We start from the raw sequence: 16,452 nt of genomic DNA on the forward strand, positions 1-16,452 counted from the left end.
CGGGTCGTTTTTTGTTTACTCGCCCAGTACCGCGTTCCGCAGAGACTCGGGACGGATGGTCTTGTCGAACCGCTCGGGCAGGCTGCGCAGGATCGCCAGCGCCTGGGGCGCGGGCTGGCCGGCGTACTGCGCCAGCGCGGCCATGGCCTCGAACTCGTCCTCCGGCAGCGGCTGACCCAGCGCGGCCAGCGCATCCTTCGGGAACTTGAAGGGGCTGGCGGTGGAGAGCACCACCATGGGCGCCTCGCCCTTGTTGCGCACCGCGGCGCTGAAAGCGACAGCGGTGTGGGGATCACAGAGATAGCCCTCTTTCTCAAAGAGCGAACGGATCTGCGCGGCGGCGGCGTCGTCGTCGGCGCAGGCGGCGCCGAAGTCGGCGCAAATGCGCTCCATCACCTCCGGCTCCACTTTATAAGACCCGGTCTCGAACAGCTGCTTCATCCAGCCTTTGACCTTCTCGGGGCCCGCCATGTGATAGAGCAGCCGCTCCAGGTTGGAGGACACCAAAATGTCCATGGAGGGCGAGGTGGTGCGGTAGAAGGGACGGCGGGCATTGTAGACGCCGGTGGCAAAGAACTCGGTGAGCACGTCGTTTTTGTTGGACGCACAGATCAGTTTGCCCACGGGCAGACCCATCTGCTTTGCGTACCAGCCGGCGAGAATGTCGCCGAAGTTGCCGGTGGGCACGCAGAAATCCGCCTTCTCCCCCACCTTGAGCGCGCCGGAACGCACCAGCTGGCTGTAGGCGTGGAAGTAGTAGACGATCTGCGGCACGAGCCGGCCCCAGTTGATGGAGTTGGCGCTGGAAAGTTGCACGCCCCGCTCGGCCAGCTGCTTTGCCACGTCCGCGTCGCCAAAGACCCGCTTCACGCCGGTCTGGGCGTCGTCAAAATTGCCCTGTACCGCATAGACGGCCACATTCTCACCCTGCTGAGTGGTCATCTGCAGGCGCTGGACTTCGCTGGTGCCGTGGCTGGGATAAAACACAGTGATGGTGACGCCCGGCACGTCGCAATAGCCTGCAAGGGCTGCTTTGCCGGTGTCGCCGGAAGTGGCCACCAGGATGGCGGTGGTGGTGGTGTCGCCCAGCATGCGCTTGGCCTCCACCAGAAGGCGGGGCATCAGCTGAAGGGCGAAGTCCTTGAAGGCGCAGGTGGGGCCGTGCCACAGTTCCAGGCTGTACACCCCGTCCCCGGCTTTGCGCAGAGGCGCGGTGCCCTCGCCGAAGGCTTCGCCGTAGACCTGACGCACGGTTTCGCGCAGGAAAGCGGGATCATAGTCGGTGAGGAATTTTTCCAGAATGAAAGCCGCCAGCGCAGGATAGTCCGGCTGGCCCAGTGCTTCCTTCAGATCCACCGAAGGGAACTGTTCCGGCACGAACAGGCCGCCGTCGCCGGCAAGGCCGAGGCAGATGGCCCGGGCCGCGCTGACAGGCTGGCCCTCGCCGCGAGTGGTTTTAAACTGCATCATGATTCCCCCTCTATCTTTCCTGCGCCTTCAAAGTTCAAAGGCGCTGCGGATACAGTGTACCAGCAGCCCGCCGCCCGTTGCGGGCGTGACCTCTACCACATCGAAGCGGACGGGATGCTCCGACAGGCCGGACTGCTGCAAAAAGCGCTGGGCTGCAAGGATGACGCGCCGCTGTTTGGCCGGGCCCACCGCTCCGGCTGCGGGGCCGCGGCTGGTCTCGCTGCGGGATTTTACCTCCGCGATGACCACCGTCTCTCCGTCCAGCAGCACAAGGTCCAGCTCTCCCATGCGGGTACGGTAGTTATGGGCCAGAAGCCGGCAGCCCCGGTCAAGATAATACCGGGCCGCGGCGGCCTCGCCTTTTTGGCCAAACGCCTTCGCGTCCATGCTCAATACCCCAGTTTTTTCAAAAAGCTGCGCCGGTAGAAAGGCTGGATTCCATAGCGTTCCAGCAGTTCGTAGTGCAGCTTGGTGGGATAACCTTTGTGCCTTGCCAGCTGGTATTCGGGGTACTGCCGGTCCAGTTCCAGCATAAAGCGGTCCCGGCTGACCTTGGCGAGGATAGACGCGGACGCCACGCTGGCGCACACGCCGTCTCCCTTCACCTGCGCCAGAGCGGGTACTTCCAGCTGCGGCGGGACGCGGTTGCCGTCCACCACGGCGAAAGCGGGCGCGGGATCAAGGCCTGCCACCGCCCGCTCCATGCCGGCCATGGTGGCCCAAAGGATGTTTTTCTCGTCGATCTCCTCAGGGCTCACAAACACGATCTGGTACGCCAGCGCCTTTTCCTTGATCTCGTCAAAGAGGGCTTCGCGCTTCTTTTCGCTGAGCTTTTTGGAGTCGTTCACGCCGGTCACCGGGTTCTCGGGGTCCAGGATGACCGCCGCGCAGCACACCGGCCCGCACAAAGGGCCGCGGCCCGCTTCGTCCACGCCGCAGAAAAGCCCGTGTTGTGCGCGGACGGCGGCGTCGTATTCATACAGAGGGCTGTTCGTTTCCATCCTGCTGTTCCTCCCGGTGGGGCGGCGTTTCAAGGGTGATGCGGCCCCATTTGCTGGCGCGGAATTCGTCCACCAGCATGATGGCAGCGCGCTCGGTGTTCACTTCGCCGCCGCTTACCAGCATGCCCCGGGCACGCCCGATGGCTTCCACCAGTTCCCAGGGGCCCAGTTCGGTCACTAACTCTTCGGACAGCTTGTAACGCTGGGCCAGACGGTCGGGATAGACCGTCTGCATCTGGGCCACAAGGCCCATGGCCAGCTCTTCGATGTCCAGAATGTCGTCCTTGATGGAGCCGATGAACGCGAGATTCGTGGCAGTTTCCAGGCTGTCAAATTTCTTCCAGAGCACGCCGGGCATATCCAGCAGGTCATAGTTGCCCACCGTGACCCACTGCTTGCCACGGGTAACGCCGGGCTTGTCGGCAGCTTTGGCACGGGTAGTACCCGCAAAGTTATTGATAAAGGTGGACTTGCCCACGTTGGGGATGCCCACCACCATCACACGGATGCGGGCGCCGGACATGCCTTTGCCGGCGCGCTTTTCCAGCAGTTCACGCAGTTCGGCCTCGATGGCGCTACGCACCTGCCCGGCGCTGCCCTTCTGCTTTGCGCTGATGGCAATGCAGCCGGCGCCTGCCGCGCGGAAATAAGCCTGCCACGCCTTGGTGAGCGCCGGGTCGGCCAGGTCCGCTTTGTTCATTACATACAGGCGGGGCTTGGACGCGGTAAGGCGCTGCAGTTCGGGGTTCAGGCTGCTCAGAGGAATGCGGGCGTCCAGCAGCTGGAGCACCACATCCACGTTTTTCAGATTCGCTTCGATGAGCCGCAGGGTCTTGGCCATATGGCCGGGGAACCACTGGATGTTGCGGCGATTCACAAATTCATTGCTCATTGGATCAATCCTATTTTATTGAACGGATAGATGCGCAGGACCACCTTGCCCAGGATGTCCCGTTCGTCGATGAAGCCCACGCTGCTGCTGCGGCTGTCGGTGGAGTGCTGGCGGTTGTCGCCCATCAGAAACAGCGTTCCCTCGGGCACGGTAAGGGGGAACTGCACGTCCCCGGTGGAGAGTGTGCCCTCCGGCACATAGGGCTCGTCCAAAGCCTCGCCGTTCACATACACAAGGCCCTGCTCCAGGTTGATGTCCACAGTGTCGCCGCCCTTGGCAATGACACGCTTGACCAGCGGCTTGCCGTAATTGATGTAGCTGTCCACCACCACGACGTCGCCCCGCTGCGGAGTATAGAAGGTGCTCTGCACCAGCAGACGGTCACCGTCCACCAGAGTGTTGTTCATGGAACTGCCGCTGACTACTACGATGCGGGCGCAGAAGGCGAACACGAGGACCAGAACCGCCAGCGCGAACACCAGCGCGTCGTACCAGTCCAGAATATCCACATTGCGCCGGAAACGGGTTTCCTCCAAGATGTGTTCCCTCCCCCGTGATAATGAATAAATTTGATGGGTTTTATTGTAGCATATAACAAAAAAAGGGGCAATATCCATTGCCCCTTTTTTTGTGTCTTTCGATCAGCGGATCTGCTCTTTGACCTTGGCGGCCTTACCGGTGCGGCTGCGCAGGTAGAACAGCTTGGCCCGACGCACCTTACCGTGACGGACGATCTCGACCTTCTCGACGAAGGGAGAGTTGACGGGGAACACGCGCTCCACGCCAACGCCGTAGGAAGTGCGGCGAACGGTGAAGGTCTCGGCCACGCCGCCGTGCTTCTTGGCGATCACAGTGCCCTCGAAGGCCTGGATACGCTCGCGCTCGCCTTCCTTGATGCGAACGGAGACCCGAACGGTGTCACCGATCTCGAACTGGGGCCGGTTCTCTTTGACCATGCCCTGGGTGATGATCTGCATTGCGTCCATTGATGAATCCTCCATTTTTTTTGACGTTCATACCCGATAATCGGCAGAGGACCGCCCGTTTAATGATATACATTAACCCCGCTGATGGTGCCAGCGGACACTAACGCCTAAATATGATAGCACAGCATTTGGCCGTTTGCAAGCTTTTTCAGGCAAAATCTTCAGAATTTTTTGTAATGAGCCGGGTGCGCAGCACATGGGCCCGGGTGGAGTCCACTCCGCACTGCTCCTGAAGGAAGCCCAGCCACAGGCTGGGGTTGAGGTTCAGCCCCTCCCCCGCCGGCAGCTGCATTTCAAAGCGCACCTCGTCCCCTTCCCGGGCATAGTCCAGCCGGGGGCAGTGCTCCTTGAGGCCGATCTCCTTCTGGCCGCGCTTGGACTTCTTCAGCACCGGGGCGGCAGACAGAGCGTTGTAGCGATCCAGGCCCTGCGCGAACTCAGCGGGCAGGCGCACGGTGTAGACCGCGCCGGCGATCTGCTCGGCCTTGCATTTGGGAAGGGTGACGGCGGTAATGGTCACGCCCAGAGGCATCACTGGCTCCAAAGCCGCTTTCCATGCCGCCAGGTCCGGCTGCTCCGCTTCCGTCTTGACGTCCACGCTCTCTACCAGGCTCTCCTGCCCCAAAGGCAGCGGGCAGGCAAAGGTCATGTAGATGTGAGGGTTGAAGCCCAGAGTGTACCAGACAGGCAGGCCGCTGCGCTTGAGCGAGCGCTGCATCACCCGCTGCAGGTCCAGAAGAGAAATGTAGGAGGCCTCGCCGGTCTTAGTGAACCAGATCCTTACTGTAGTCAAAACAGGCACCTCCCACAAATTTATTCGCTCCGCAGGCGCTGCACTTGCGGTTACAGGGCGGAGTGGTCTGGGCGGCCATCGCCTTCTGATACTCCCGCACCAGGAAGTCGTGGCTCACGCCGTAGTCCATGTGGCTCCAGGGGGTGACTTCGTCCAGCCCGATGAAGCGGTTGGCATAAAACGCGGTGTCCAGCCCGCACTCGGCAAAGGCCTCCATCCACCGGTCATAGTGGAAGCACTCGTCCCAGCCGTCAAAGAAGCAGCCTTTGCGGTAGGCGGTCTCCAGCACCCGGCCCAGGCGGCGGTCGCCCTTGGCGAACACTGCCTCCAAAAAGCTGATGGAGCTGTCGTGGTAGTTCACGTGGATCTTCTTGCTGTGCACGCTGTGCAGCAGATGCTGCTGCTTTTCCCGCAGCTGCTCCTCGGTGTCCTGGGGAACGAACTGGAAAGGAGTGTGGGGCTTGGGCACAAAGCAGGCCACGCTGATGGTCACCTGCACACCTTTGCCCTTGGGCTTGTCCGGGTTGGCGTAATAGAGGTCCACGATCTTCTGGGCGGTATCGGCGATGCCCTCGATGTCCTCCATGGTCTCGGTGGGCAGGCCCATCATGAAGTAGAGCTTCACCGAAGTGTAGCCCGCTTTAAAGGCCAGCGAGCAGGTGCGCTCGATCTCCGGCCAGGTGACGTTCTTGTTGATGACGTCCCGCAGGCGCTGGGTGCCCGCCTCCGGCGCGAAGGTCAGGCCGGTCTTGCGCACCCGGTTGGTCTTCTCCACCAGGCTTTCGCTGAAGTTGTCGATGCGTAGCGAGGGCAGCGAAAGGCTCACATGCTCGTCCTTGGTCCAGGTGAGCAGGTCGTCCAGCAGCGGTTCCAGCTGGCTGTGGTCGGAGGTGGACAGGCTGGTGAGGCTGATCTCCTCGTAGCCGGTGTTGTCACACAGCTGGCGGGCGGCCTCGTTGAGCTTGTCCGCGCTGCGCTGGCGCATGGGCCGGTACAAAAAGCCCGCCTGGCAGAAGCGGCAGCCGCGCACGCAGCCACGCAGCACCTCGATCTGGGCACGGTCGTGCACCGCGCCCACCATGGGCACCACAAAGTGGGTGGGCGGGGTCTGACTGTCCATATCCCGGATGACCGCCTTGGTGATGACGGCGGGAGCCGCGGGGTCGTTGGGGGTGACAGCCTTCACCCGGCCGTCCTCGTGATAGGTCACATCATAGAAAGAAGGCACATAGCAGCCGGGCACGGCGGCGATGCGGCGCAGGACTTCCTTCTTGGGCAGGCCCAGACGCTTGGCTTCCTCCACAATGCGGCAGACGTGAGGCAGCTGCTCCTCCCCTTCGCCCAGCATCATCATGTCGATGAAATCCGCCAAGGGCTCGGCGTTGCACACGCAGGGACCGCCGGCCACGATCAGCGGCCACTCCTCGCCCCGGTCCTCGGCCCGCAGAGGGATGCCCGCCATGTCCAGCATGGCGAGGATGTTGCTGTAAGACAGTTCATACTGCAGCGTGAAGCCCACGATGTCGAAGGCGGTGAGGGGGTCTTTGCTCTCCAGCGCGTAGAGAGGCAGGCCCACCCGCTCCATCTCCGCCTTCATATCCACCCAGGGCATGAAGGCGCGCTCGCACCACCAGTTGGGCTGCTGGTTCAAAAGCTCATAGAGGATCTTCATGCCCAGGAAGGACATGCCCACCTCGTAGGTATCGGGGAAGCAGAAGGCAAAACGCAGGTCCACATCTGCCTTGTCCTTCATGATGCAGCCCGGCTCGCCGCCGGTGTAGCGGCCCGGCTTCTGCACATGGGCCAGAGCTTCTTTCAATTTCGGGTCAAACAAAACCGTTTCCTCCATCGCGTGCGCCGCAAAAAAGAGGCGCACAGGTTTGATTCCTGTTTATTGTACCCGATTCGACCCGCAAATGCAATCACGGAAGGAGACATTGCAGCATCCTTCGCCCATCCAGATCTCCCAGAGGCAGCAGACTGAATAATCCGGTGGCGAGATTGGCCGCCGCAAAGAAATAGCCCCAGTAGCTGGCGGACAGCTGCATCCGGCCCAGAACAGCGGCGCAAAGCACGAGGTTGGTCAGCGGCCCGGCCAGAGCCAGCAGAAAAGTCTCGCCGCGTGTAAGAAGCGCGGCGGAAGCATCCAGACCGATGCCGCGCAGCGAAAAGCGCAGGACCGGCAGGCTTTTGGTGAGGGCAAGCCATGCCGCCACGTGGCCGCACTCATGCAGCAGCGCCGCCAGCAGCCCCACCCGCACAAGGCCGGTGTGATCCCGGTAGAGCACGAACCACAGCGCCGCCAGAAACAGCACCGGACGACGAACGCGCAGGTGCCTCATGAAAGCCCCAGCGCCTGGGCGGGATCGTAACGCACATCGTTGTGCAGCAGCTCAAAGTGCAGGTGCGGCCCTGTGACCATGCCGGTCTGCCCCACTGTGCCGAGAACGGCGTTTTCATCCACCGTCTCCCCCTGCCGCACGAACACATACTGCATGTGGCAGTAGCGGGTGGTCACGCCGTCGCTGTGGAGGATGACCACGTTGTTGCCATAGGAGGCGCTGTATTCACTTTTCTGCACCACGCCGCCGGCAGCGGGGCGGACGGGCGTGCCTTCGGCCGCGGCCAGGTCCACGCCGGTGTGGAAGTCGCTTTTTCCGGTGACCGGGTGTTTGCGCCAGCCGTAGTCCGACGTGATATAAAAGCTTTCCAGCGGCAGTTTGAGCGCAAAGGGCGGCTGATAGGACTTGGTGGAGTTCCCCTCCGGCACAAAGGGCCAGAACGCCGTCAGCTGTCCGCCCGCGCCGGTGAGTTCGGGGAGGCCGCCCTGTTCTTCCGTATCCCCCTTCAGTTCTGCCATGACTTCCATCACCTCTCCCTGCAGCCGATTTACCACCTCGGAGGTGAATTTGAGCAGCTGCTCCTGCCCGTTCAGCTCTACCCCGCTCTCCAACGCCTTGTAAAAGGCCTCGCTGCACCGGCGGTACAACTCCGGCGCGGCATAGTCCAGAATCAGAACGGCCGCCGTGGCCAGCAGGCAGAGAAAGACCTGCACCCGGAGGATGTAGTTGGGCCGCTGCTTTTCCCGGGGCGTGACGGGCGGAGTGAGCGCAACTTTCATTTCTTCCGTTCCCGGAAGGATGGGCGGATATTGCGTTTCCTGGGTCTTTTCCCACATGGTCCTGCTCCTTTTTCTTCGGCATGATATAGTCTATTCTTATGCATTGCCCGAAGAAAAAATAGCAAAAGACCGGCAGGGCCGCTCGATGCGGCTCTGCCGGTCTTTTGTGCTGACTCACAGCATGGAGGTCAATGTGTTTTGGATGCCGTCTGCGATCGCCGTGGCGATGGCATTTTTATAGCTGTCGTTCTGCAGCTTGCTCAACTCGTCGGGATTGGTCAAAAATCCGCATTCCACCAGCACGGCCGGGAACTCCATGTGGGTGGTGACCCGGTAGGCGCCGTATTTGTCGCCCCGGTTGGTGGTGCCCAGCGCCCCGGCCACTCCGCCGGACAGATTCGCCGCCAGCTGGCGGGAATAGGGATTGAAGTAGTATACCTCGGTGCCCTTTGCGCTGGAAACGCCGGCGTTATGGTGGATGCTCACGAACAGGTGCGGACTGAAACTCTGGGACTGGTTCACCCGGCTGTCCAGCGAGACGTAACCGGACGTGTCGGTCACCTGCACCGTCGCGCCCCGGCTGCGCAGGATGTCTGCCACACGGTTGGCGATGTCGGCGTTCAGGGTCTTTTCGGTGTACATGCCGCTGATGGAGGTGCCGCCGTCGTAACCGCCGTGGCCGGGGTCAATGTAGATCTTCGCGCCGGAGAGTCCATTGGGAATCTGGTTGAAGCGGAACACCAGATTGTCGCCGTCGTAGTAGGCACGGTAGCCCAGGAAGGAACCGGCCTTGCGCAGATCAAAGCGGATCACAGTATCGTTGCCCTGCTGGGAAAGGCTCACGCCGCTGAGCAGGTTGTTGGACGCAAGGCCGGGGGCGGCGGTATCGGCACGGGTATCCTTGAGCGTCACCACCATACTGGTTGCGCCGGCAAAGCTGTTCACGCCGCCGGAGGAGGAATACCCCACTCCGTCAAAGGACACGGTGTAAGCGGTCTTGCGGCCGGAGCGGGCAAAACTGACATAGACATACTGTCCGTCCGCCCAGCTGTTCGCGCCGCTCAGCGAGGACAGCTGCCATTCTGCCTCGCCCAGGCTGCTCACGGAAGATGCGCTCACCCGGACGCCGCTGCCCAGAATGTAATACTCACCGCTGCCGTAGGTGTCATCGTAGTAGGTGAGCTTATCGCTGACGATGTAGTCCACTGTGCCTTTGGGCAGCGGGAAGCAGCTGCCGTTGGGGTCGTTGTTCAGAACACCTGCGGGATAGGTGCGGGCCTGGCTTGCGGTGACCTCCACCAGGTGGCCCTTCTCCCCTTCCACGCCGGGCGCCTGCTGGGGCAGCGCCGCCACATACACCCGGGCGCCAGAGGCGGATTGGGTGATGCCGGACCAGGTGCCGCTGACGGTGATGTTGCCCACGTCTTGCTGGCTCTCGGTGGCCGCCGGCACGGTGAGGGTGCCTTTGTAGGGCACATAGCTGGAGGTGTTGCCGTCAGCCGTGTCTCCCGTGAGCTCCTGCTCGGTAAGGGTGACGCTGGCGCCGCCCAGGCTGGCGGTGATGGTGGAGCCGGAGTAGGCCATAACGGTGACACCCACTTGGGTGGAACCCTCCACTGTCATACTGCCGGAGGGCGAGACCTCCTTGATGATGACCACCTCGCGGGTGATTTTATATACAACGGATTTTTCCTTGTGCTCAAAGGTGAAGGTGTTGAGCCCCGGCTCCAGATTCATCTCCACGCTGAACACACCTTCGCTGTTGCGCTCCAGTTCCTTGCCGTTGAGGGTCAGCGGGAAGTTGGGGTCGGAGGCGCCGTAGAAGTTTACCTGCGGCTCCTGGGTGGTGTAGGTGCGTTTTTCCGGCGTGCTCACGGTCAGGTCAGTAAGGATGTCCTGCTCTTCGATCTGGTCGGCGTAGTAGCGCAGCAGTACGTCGGTGGAGCCGCCCACGTTCGCGTCCAGTGCAGAAAGCGAGCCGTAGGCCGCGCCGACACAGCCGTCCACGGCCCGGGTCTCGATGATCTGGCGCATCACCTGATCCGGAGCTTTCCAGCCGGGTTCGTCGCCGCCCAGCCGGTCGTTGCAGATCCAGGCGGAAACTCCCGCTCCGTACTGCGACGCTGTCTGTGCCCACCAGGTGAGCACCGTCTTGAAATTCTGGGCCTCATCGGTGAGGGAGCCGGTGCAGCGCACCATCACCTGGTCCACATCCGCCCAGGCAAAGATGGCGTTCAGATCCACATAGGCGTCGGTGGCCATCTCAAAGTCTGCCTCCGTTGCGCTGCCCGCAGGGTCGGTGGTCTGGTTCGCCCACACCGGGTCGGTCACAAGGCCGAACACCGCGTCTGATTTTGCGCTTTTGACCGCTGCGGAGGCATTTACCACGAGGGAGCTGACGCATTCCCGCACCCAGTTGTCATAGCCCATGGAAGCGCCTTCGCTGCGGTAGATGCTCATGCTTTCGGCGGTCTTCTGATTATAATAGCCGGTGAGATAGACGCCGTTCGGCTGATACGTTCCGGTCAGTTCCCCCAATACTTTGGAGGAGCTCTGGATGGCGGCGGCGCTCAGGTTGCCGTGGGCGCCGTATTGACCCTGCCCATCCACGCCGCAAGAAGCGTCGAAAAGGACGTAAAAGGAAAGCCCTTGTGCCCGTGCCGCTTCTGCCGCATAGCCCAACAGGTCATAGCTGCTGGCCATCGGCCAAGTCTCGCCGGCAAACAGCGCTCCATCAGAAGTATTGGCCGGGAAAAATACGGCGTTCATTCCATATTCCGCGATCTTCGACATCGCAGCATCCAGCTGCGCTTTGCTGTCGCTCTCCCCTGCGGCCGGGTCAAAATCCTGCCCGGCCTGAAGAACGACCGCCTTCATCTCTGCGGGAGAAGCCGTTGTTCCGGAGGCTTCCTCTGCAAACACCGCGCCGCTGAGCAGCACTGCGCAGAGCGAGCCGGCCGCCAGCAGCCTCAGTATGCGTTTCAAATCCCCGCCTCCTCTCTATAATACAAAACAATACTTGTTTCTTGTCATATCCCCATACTATACGTTTTTTGGGACAAAATCAAGCAAAAGCCGCCAGTTTCCCAGTATTTAATGATGTAACGCAAAACGGCTTTACACGCTTGTTTTTGCGATATTTTGCTCAGAAAAAAGTCGAGTACCTGTAAAGGCACTCGACTTTATACCGGTTTATGTCAGCTGCGATGCAGCCATTTGCGAAGGCGGCTGAAGAAGCCCTCGGAAACCGCAGTCTCTTCCCCTTTCTCCGGTGCGGCGGGCGAAGCGGACGCAAAACCATCCTTGAAATAATTGTACAGCTCCATCTGGCTGTCTACCAGCGGCTGGCCTTCGGCAGGTTTGACCTTGGCGTAGCTGCCGTCGGGGCGCATTTCCCGGGCATTCACATTATCTGCCAGCTGAAGCTGCAGAATATCCCAGAGCTGTTTTGCAATGGCGGGATCATCCACACGGATGCCCACCTCAACACGGCGCTCGGTGTTGCGGGTGAGGAAGTCGCCCGAGGCCATGTAAATGCGCAGATTCTCGCCTTCACCAAAAGCGTAAATGCGGGAGTGCTCCAAATAGCGGCCCACGATGCTGCGGATGCGAAGATTCTCAGTCTGGCCGGGAAGCCCCGCCTGCACACAACAGATGCCGCGCACGATCATGTCGGTGGGGACGCCGGCCTGGGAGGCCTCCACCAGCTTTTCGATGATATTCTTGTCACTGATGGAGTTGTTTTTCAGAATGATGCGGGCAGGCTGACCCAACCGCGCCTTTTCGATCTCGGCGTCCATTTCTTTCAGCAGCACGCTCTTGAAATGGAGCGGCGCCACGATGAGATGTTCGGTGTCATCGGTAAGCCGTTCCACCGCCAGATTGTTAAAGATAGCAGCGGCCTCCTCGCCTACCTCCTGGTTGGTGGTGACAAAGGAGAGGTCGGTGTATTGCTCGCTGGTCTTTTCGTTGTAGTTGCCGGTACCGATCTGAGTGGTGTAGAAGTAACGGCCCTGGCTGCGCCGGGTGATGAGGGTCAGCTTGGAATGGACTTTGTAATCGTCCAGGCCATAGATGACGGTGCACCCTGCTTCTTCCAGCTTTTTGGACCAGTCGATGTTATTCTGCTCGTCAAAACGGGCGCGCAGCTCCACGATAGTGACTACTTCCTTGCCGTTCTCTGCGGCGGCCACCAGCGCCTGCACGATCTGGGAGTTGTTGGCCATGCGGTACAGGGTCATCTTGATGCTGACCACATCCGGGTCATAAGCCGCGGCCATTAGCATCTTAATGAAGGGGCGCATGCTCTGATAGGGATAAGCAATGAGCACATCCCGGTGCTTGGCTTCCTCCCCCAGCTTGAAGTTCGACGGAGCCTGCATGGGTTTCGCCACCGGGTAGAACAGGTCGGTGCGTCCGTCTGCCTGCAGACGGGCGGCCAGTTTGAAATAGCAGGAGAGATCCAGAGGGCTTTCCTGATAGAAGCACTGCTTTTCCGGAAGCATCAGCTTTTCGCAGAGGTATTTACTGATCTCCTGGGGAGGCTCGTTCCAGAACTGGAGCCGCACAGCCGCCAGCTTGCGACGCTTTTTCAGCAGTTCGCTCATCACCTGACGATAGTCGATGTCCTGGTCAAACATGCCCTCCTGCACGTCAATGTCGGCGTTGCGGGTCACCCGGAACAGGCATTTTTTCTGCAGCATCCCTTTCGGAAAGACCAGGTCGGCAAAGCGGAAGATCAGTTCTTCTGCAAGACCGTAGAGCAGCTGGTCATTCTTCTTCAGATACAGCATCCGTTCGAACTGGCTGCTGATGGGAATGAGGCCGTAGGAGACGGCGGCGTCACCCTTGCCTTTCAGAGTAGCGCAGAGATAGATCTCCTGGTTGCGCAGGAACGGGAAGGGATGGCGGTGGTCGATGATCTGCGGCGAGAGCACAGGCAGCATCTCGTTCAGAAAATACTTTTTCCAGAAGCGCTCGTCCTCTTTGGCAAGGTTCTGGAAATCCATGCGCACATAGCCCTGCTCCGCCAGATGCTGACGCAGCTTCACCACGATCTTGTCGCACTGCTGCTGCAGGTCTGCGGTTTTGGGCATGATGGCCGCCAGCTGCTGCGCGGCGGTGAGTTTTGTCTTATTGTCGGTGATCTCGTTTTTCAGCAGTGTGCGGTCATAGAGCGAACCCACACGCACCATGAAAAACTCATCCAGATTGCTGCCGTAGATGGCAGTGAATTTCATCCGCTCCGCCAGCGGGACCGTTTTTTCCTTGCCCAGGGCCAGCACCCGCCGGTCAAAATCCAGCCAGCTGAGCTCACGATTGATAAACACGTTCTGACGTTGGGGCTCCATCGTCAGTTCCCCCTCCTTGAAAATCATTCTTCGATATAAAGATATTCGCGCCATGCTTTGACGTCATCCGTGCTGACGCCTTCCACCAGCAGGACTTGATCCACAATAATGAATCCGCCGAACTCCTCCCGGTATTCCAGAATTGCCTGCGCCATCCCCTCGCCGATGCCGGGAATGCTCTGCAATTCCGCAGCGGTGGCCGTGTTCAGATTAACCCGAAGCACCTCTTCCGCCGAGACCGGATCGGGCGAGACCGGCGCGTACTCCGGCTGCCAGAACGGTGCATAGCAAAAATAGCCTCCCAAAAGGATCGCCAGCGCGGCAGCACAGCATGCGGCGGTCAGCAGAACCTTTTTCATCCAGCAGCTCCCCCATTTCGGAGTTTACAGAGTCATTATAGCATATCTTCCCGGCACGAAAAACCGAAATCTTTGTAAAAAAGCCCGTTGGCGCACCGATAAGGGCGTCAATGGGCCTTCGTTATGTATATTTTCGGATCAGGCTGTAGAGGTACTCCCCCACTCCGCCGTTGCGGCAGGTCGATACCACTTCGTCCGCCACCAGTTTCACTTCGGTGGGGGCGTTGCCCACGGCCACTGCATGGCCGGCGGCGCGCATCAGGTCGATGTCGTTGTAATAGTCACCGATGACCACGGTGTTTTCCATCGGGATATTCTGCATCGCGCACAGACGGCGCAGCGCCTGCGCTTTGCTCACGCCGGCAGGCATGATCTCGTAATACATCAGATTGGTGTGCAGGAAATACATCTCTTCCATGGGAATAGACGCGCAGAAAGACTGCAACGAAGCCAGCGTGACCGGATCTGCCGCAAAAACCACCTTTGCCCAGTTGTCGGGTACCTGGTCCAGGGGGCAGAGCACGCTGTGCATCTTCTCTTCCTGCACATGAGCCTGAGTGTAACGGTTGGCCTGAACGATATACAGGCGGCCGTCCTCCACCATGATCTCCACGCCGATGTCCGCGAACTGGCTCATAACGGTCTCGATGACCTGCGTTGCACCCTCCCGGGGCAGAAAATGCTTTTCCAGCGGAGCGTCTGCCTGCATGTCATAGAGGACACTGCCGCCGCAGGTGATGGCCGGGCAGGACAGGGGCAGATCACCCAGCGCGGCGCGCACCGACTCCACAGGGCGGCCGGTGGCCACGGTGAAGCGGCCGCCCAGCTCACAGAACAGCTGGATGGTGACACGGTTGCAGGAAGGCACACCCTCATTCGCAGTGAGAAGGGTGTTATCCAGATCGCTGACGACCAGAAGGTCCGCAAGAGATTCGATCATGATTCCGGCTCCTTTCGGAGAGTGCGCAGAAACTCTGTGAAATAGGCGGGCAGCGGGCTTTCAAAGCGCATTGTCTCCCCCGTAACGGGATGCACGAAGCCCAGCACCCGCGCATGAAGACACTGCCCGTTCAGGCGCTTGATGCAGTCCCGCGGGCCATATACGCTGTCGCCCGCCAACGGATGGCCGATGCTGGCCATATGCACCCGGATCTGATGGGTTCGGCCGGTCTTTAAGCGGCAGGCAATATGTGTAAAGCCATTATACTGTTCAAGCACCCGGTAGCCTGTGTAGGCATATTTCCCGTCGGGGACCACCGCCATCTTTTTCCGGTCGGTGCGATGGCGGCCGATGGGGGCTTCCACAAAGCCTTCCGGCTCCTTGAAGCGCCCATACACCACCGCTTCATAGACCCGGTCCACACTGTGAACGGCCATCTGAGCGCACAGGCCCTCGTGGGCAGCGTCGGTTTTGGCCACCACCAGCAGGCCGCTGGTGTCCTTGTCGATGCGGTGCACGATGCCAGGGCGCACTACGCCTCCGATGGAAGAAAGGCGCCCCGCACAGTGGTAGAGCAGCGCGTTGACCAGCGTTCCGTCCGGGCTGCCGGGCGCGGGATGCACCACCATGCCCTTGGGCTTGTTCACCACAAGCAGATACTCGTCCTCGTAGACGATCTCCAGCGGGATGTTCTGGGGCTGGGCCTCCAGCGGTTTTGCATCGGGCAGGTCCACTGTCAGATGCTCCCCTGCCCGCAGCTTGCGGTTCTTGGCCACCGGCTGACCGCTGCACTGCACGAGCCCCTGCTCAAACAGACGCTGCAATGCGCTGCGGGTCAGTTCGATCTCTTCCAGGTCGGCAAGGAACCGGTCGGCACGCTGACCGACACACTCCGCGGGCACAAAAACATCAAACCGTTCCATCGTCCTGCTCCAAAGGGGATGCTTCCGCCGGAGCCTGCTGCCGCTGTTTGCGGGCGGACAGCTCTTCCAGCAGAAGGCTCAGCAGCAGAAGGCCGATACCGGTGCAGACCAGAATGTCAGCAAAGTTGAACACTGCGAAATCCATGAACAGCAGATTGATGTAGTCCACCACTTCGCCATTCATCACGCGGTCCACCAGATTGCCGATGCCGCCGCCCAGCACAAACAGCCAGCCGATGTATTCCAGCTTTTTCGCGGGCTTTTTGAAGAGCAGATACCAGGCCACGACCAGAAGCGCCGCGCCGGTGAACAGAATCAGAAAGGTCTGCTTGCCCTGGAGGATGCTGAAAGCGGCGCCGTCGTTGAGATAGTAGCGCAGTTCCACCACGCCGGGGATCAGGGGCATGCTGCCCACAGGTGCAAGATTCACGGTGGCCCAGAACTTGATGCCCTGGTCAATGACCACCAGCAGCGCGGCGGCCGCAAGGGTGATGAGTGCAGAAATCAAGGAATACCTCCCACTTCCGGCTCTGCCTTGGGGCGGCCGGGTCTGTGATAGTTCAAAAGCGGCGCGGGCGCACCGTTGCCGATGCGACTCAGCGCGCCGCTTTTGAGA

Annotated in this window: 16 protein-coding genes; all 16 read right to left on the bottom strand. The window is 60.5% G+C overall.

Annotation, left to right across the window (positions count from 1 at the left end; translation table 11 throughout):
* Nucleotides 1-15: 15 nt before the first annotated feature.
* Nucleotides 16-1,467, bottom strand: a complete 1,452-nt coding sequence (gene thrC, locus ACMNAY_RS07870) for a threonine synthase (protein WP_418719047.1) — start codon at nucleotides 1,465-1,467, stop codon at nucleotides 16-18.
* A gap of 30 nt (nucleotides 1,468-1,497) precedes the next feature.
* Nucleotides 1,498-1,857, bottom strand: a complete 360-nt coding sequence (locus tag ACMNAY_RS07875) for a YraN family protein (RefSeq protein WP_394975043.1) — start codon at nucleotides 1,855-1,857, stop codon at nucleotides 1,498-1,500.
* A 2-nt stretch (nucleotides 1,858-1,859) separates the two neighbouring features.
* Nucleotides 1,860-2,471: a ribonuclease HII gene (gene rnhB, locus ACMNAY_RS07880; protein ID WP_418719011.1), complete on the bottom strand. Its 612-nt coding sequence runs from the start codon at nucleotides 2,469-2,471 to the stop codon at nucleotides 1,860-1,862.
* A complete protein-coding gene (gene ylqF / locus ACMNAY_RS07885) occupies nucleotides 2,446-3,363 on the bottom strand; it encodes a ribosome biogenesis GTPase YlqF (protein ID WP_394966741.1) in 918 nt (305 codons plus the stop codon). The genes rnhB and ylqF overlap by 26 nt, the downstream gene beginning before the upstream one ends.
* Complete coding sequence (gene lepB, locus ACMNAY_RS07890) at nucleotides 3,360-3,899, bottom strand: signal peptidase I (RefSeq protein WP_394966739.1); 540 nt, start codon at nucleotides 3,897-3,899, stop codon at nucleotides 3,360-3,362. Before lepB ends, ylqF begins: the two co-directional genes overlap by 4 nt.
* Before the next feature lie 105 nt (nucleotides 3,900-4,004).
* Nucleotides 4,005-4,349 (bottom strand): 50S ribosomal protein L19, encoded by a 345-nt coding sequence (gene rplS / locus ACMNAY_RS07895; RefSeq protein WP_394966737.1) that lies wholly within the window; start codon nucleotides 4,347-4,349, stop codon nucleotides 4,005-4,007.
* A gap of 148 nt (nucleotides 4,350-4,497) precedes the next feature.
* On the bottom strand, nucleotides 4,498-5,142 hold the full coding sequence (locus ACMNAY_RS07900; protein WP_418719012.1) for a TIGR03936 family radical SAM-associated protein: 645 nt from the start codon (nucleotides 5,140-5,142) through the stop codon (nucleotides 4,498-4,500).
* A complete protein-coding gene (locus ACMNAY_RS07905; RefSeq protein ID WP_418719013.1) occupies nucleotides 5,114-6,991 on the bottom strand; it encodes a TIGR03960 family B12-binding radical SAM protein in 1,878 nt (625 codons plus the stop codon). Before ACMNAY_RS07905 ends, ACMNAY_RS07900 begins: the two co-directional genes overlap by 29 nt.
* 73 nt (nucleotides 6,992-7,064) lie before the next feature.
* The gene (locus tag ACMNAY_RS07910; protein WP_418719014.1) at nucleotides 7,065-7,484 is read right to left on the bottom strand and encodes a peptidase; all 420 of its coding nucleotides are present in this window, start codon (nucleotides 7,482-7,484) and stop codon (nucleotides 7,065-7,067) included.
* Complete coding sequence (locus ACMNAY_RS07915; RefSeq protein WP_418719015.1) at nucleotides 7,481-8,263, bottom strand: M23 family metallopeptidase; 783 nt, start codon at nucleotides 8,261-8,263, stop codon at nucleotides 7,481-7,483. Before ACMNAY_RS07915 ends, ACMNAY_RS07910 begins: the two co-directional genes overlap by 4 nt.
* Nucleotides 8,264-8,437: 174 nt before the next feature.
* The gene (locus ACMNAY_RS07920; protein ID WP_418719016.1) at nucleotides 8,438-11,248 is read right to left on the bottom strand and encodes an N-acetylmuramoyl-L-alanine amidase; all 2,811 of its coding nucleotides are present in this window, start codon (nucleotides 11,246-11,248) and stop codon (nucleotides 8,438-8,440) included.
* Between the two features lie 212 nt (nucleotides 11,249-11,460).
* On the bottom strand, nucleotides 11,461-13,614 hold the full coding sequence (gene ppk1, locus ACMNAY_RS07925) for a polyphosphate kinase 1 (RefSeq protein ID WP_418719017.1): 2,154 nt from the start codon (nucleotides 13,612-13,614) through the stop codon (nucleotides 11,461-11,463).
* A gap of 23 nt (nucleotides 13,615-13,637) precedes the next feature.
* Nucleotides 13,638-13,973: a ComEA family DNA-binding protein gene (locus ACMNAY_RS07930; RefSeq protein ID WP_394966728.1), complete on the bottom strand. Its 336-nt coding sequence runs from the start codon at nucleotides 13,971-13,973 to the stop codon at nucleotides 13,638-13,640.
* Nucleotides 13,974-14,094: 121 nt separating this feature from the next.
* The gene (locus ACMNAY_RS07935) at nucleotides 14,095-14,913 is read right to left on the bottom strand and encodes an HAD family hydrolase (RefSeq protein WP_418719018.1); all 819 of its coding nucleotides are present in this window, start codon (nucleotides 14,911-14,913) and stop codon (nucleotides 14,095-14,097) included.
* Complete coding sequence (locus ACMNAY_RS07940; RefSeq protein ID WP_418719019.1) at nucleotides 14,910-15,836, bottom strand: RluA family pseudouridine synthase; 927 nt, start codon at nucleotides 15,834-15,836, stop codon at nucleotides 14,910-14,912. Before ACMNAY_RS07940 ends, ACMNAY_RS07935 begins: the two co-directional genes overlap by 4 nt.
* Nucleotides 15,823-16,344, bottom strand: coding sequence for a signal peptidase II (gene lspA, locus ACMNAY_RS07945; RefSeq protein ID WP_394966723.1), 522 nt, complete (start codon nucleotides 16,342-16,344; stop codon nucleotides 15,823-15,825). The genes ACMNAY_RS07940 and lspA overlap by 14 nt, the downstream gene beginning before the upstream one ends.
* Nucleotides 16,345-16,452 lie beyond the last annotated feature (108 nt).

This window comes from Candidatus Allofournierella merdipullorum (assembly GCF_048426865.1).
Classification (GTDB): Bacteria; Bacillota; Clostridia; order Oscillospirales; family Ruminococcaceae; genus Allofournierella_A; species Allofournierella_A merdipullorum.

What these genes read in the sequence shown, in the direction of transcription:
- thrC (WP_418719047.1), bottom strand. Translation starts at nt 1,467, where the DNA reads ATGCAGTTTAAAACCACTCGCGGCGAGGGCCAGCCTGTCAGCGCGGCC.
- ACMNAY_RS07875 (WP_394975043.1), bottom strand. Translation starts at nt 1,857, where the DNA reads ATGGACGCGAAGGCGTTTGGCCAAAAAGGCGAGGCCGCCGCGGCCCGG.
- rnhB (WP_418719011.1), bottom strand. Translation starts at nt 2,471, where the DNA reads ATGGAAACGAACAGCCCTCTGTATGAATACGACGCCGCCGTCCGCGCA.
- ylqF (WP_394966741.1), bottom strand. Translation starts at nt 3,363, where the DNA reads ATGAGCAATGAATTTGTGAATCGCCGCAACATCCAGTGGTTCCCCGGC.
- rplS (WP_394966737.1), bottom strand. Translation starts at nt 4,349, where the DNA reads ATGGACGCAATGCAGATCATCACCCAGGGCATGGTCAAAGAGAACCGG.
- ACMNAY_RS07905 (WP_418719013.1), bottom strand. Translation starts at nt 6,991, where the DNA reads ATGGAGGAAACGGTTTTGTTTGACCCGAAATTGAAAGAAGCTCTGGCC.
- ACMNAY_RS07910 (WP_418719014.1), bottom strand. Translation starts at nt 7,484, where the DNA reads ATGAGGCACCTGCGCGTTCGTCGTCCGGTGCTGTTTCTGGCGGCGCTG.
- ACMNAY_RS07915 (WP_418719015.1), bottom strand. Translation starts at nt 8,263, where the DNA reads ATGAAAGTTGCGCTCACTCCGCCCGTCACGCCCCGGGAAAAGCAGCGG.
- ppk1 (WP_418719017.1), bottom strand. Translation starts at nt 13,614, where the DNA reads ATGGAGCCCCAACGTCAGAACGTGTTTATCAATCGTGAGCTCAGCTGG.
- ACMNAY_RS07930 (WP_394966728.1), bottom strand. Translation starts at nt 13,973, where the DNA reads ATGAAAAAGGTTCTGCTGACCGCCGCATGCTGTGCTGCCGCGCTGGCG.
- ACMNAY_RS07935 (WP_418719018.1), bottom strand. Translation starts at nt 14,913, where the DNA reads ATGATCGAATCTCTTGCGGACCTTCTGGTCGTCAGCGATCTGGATAAC.
- ACMNAY_RS07940 (WP_418719019.1), bottom strand. Translation starts at nt 15,836, where the DNA reads ATGGAACGGTTTGATGTTTTTGTGCCCGCGGAGTGTGTCGGTCAGCGT.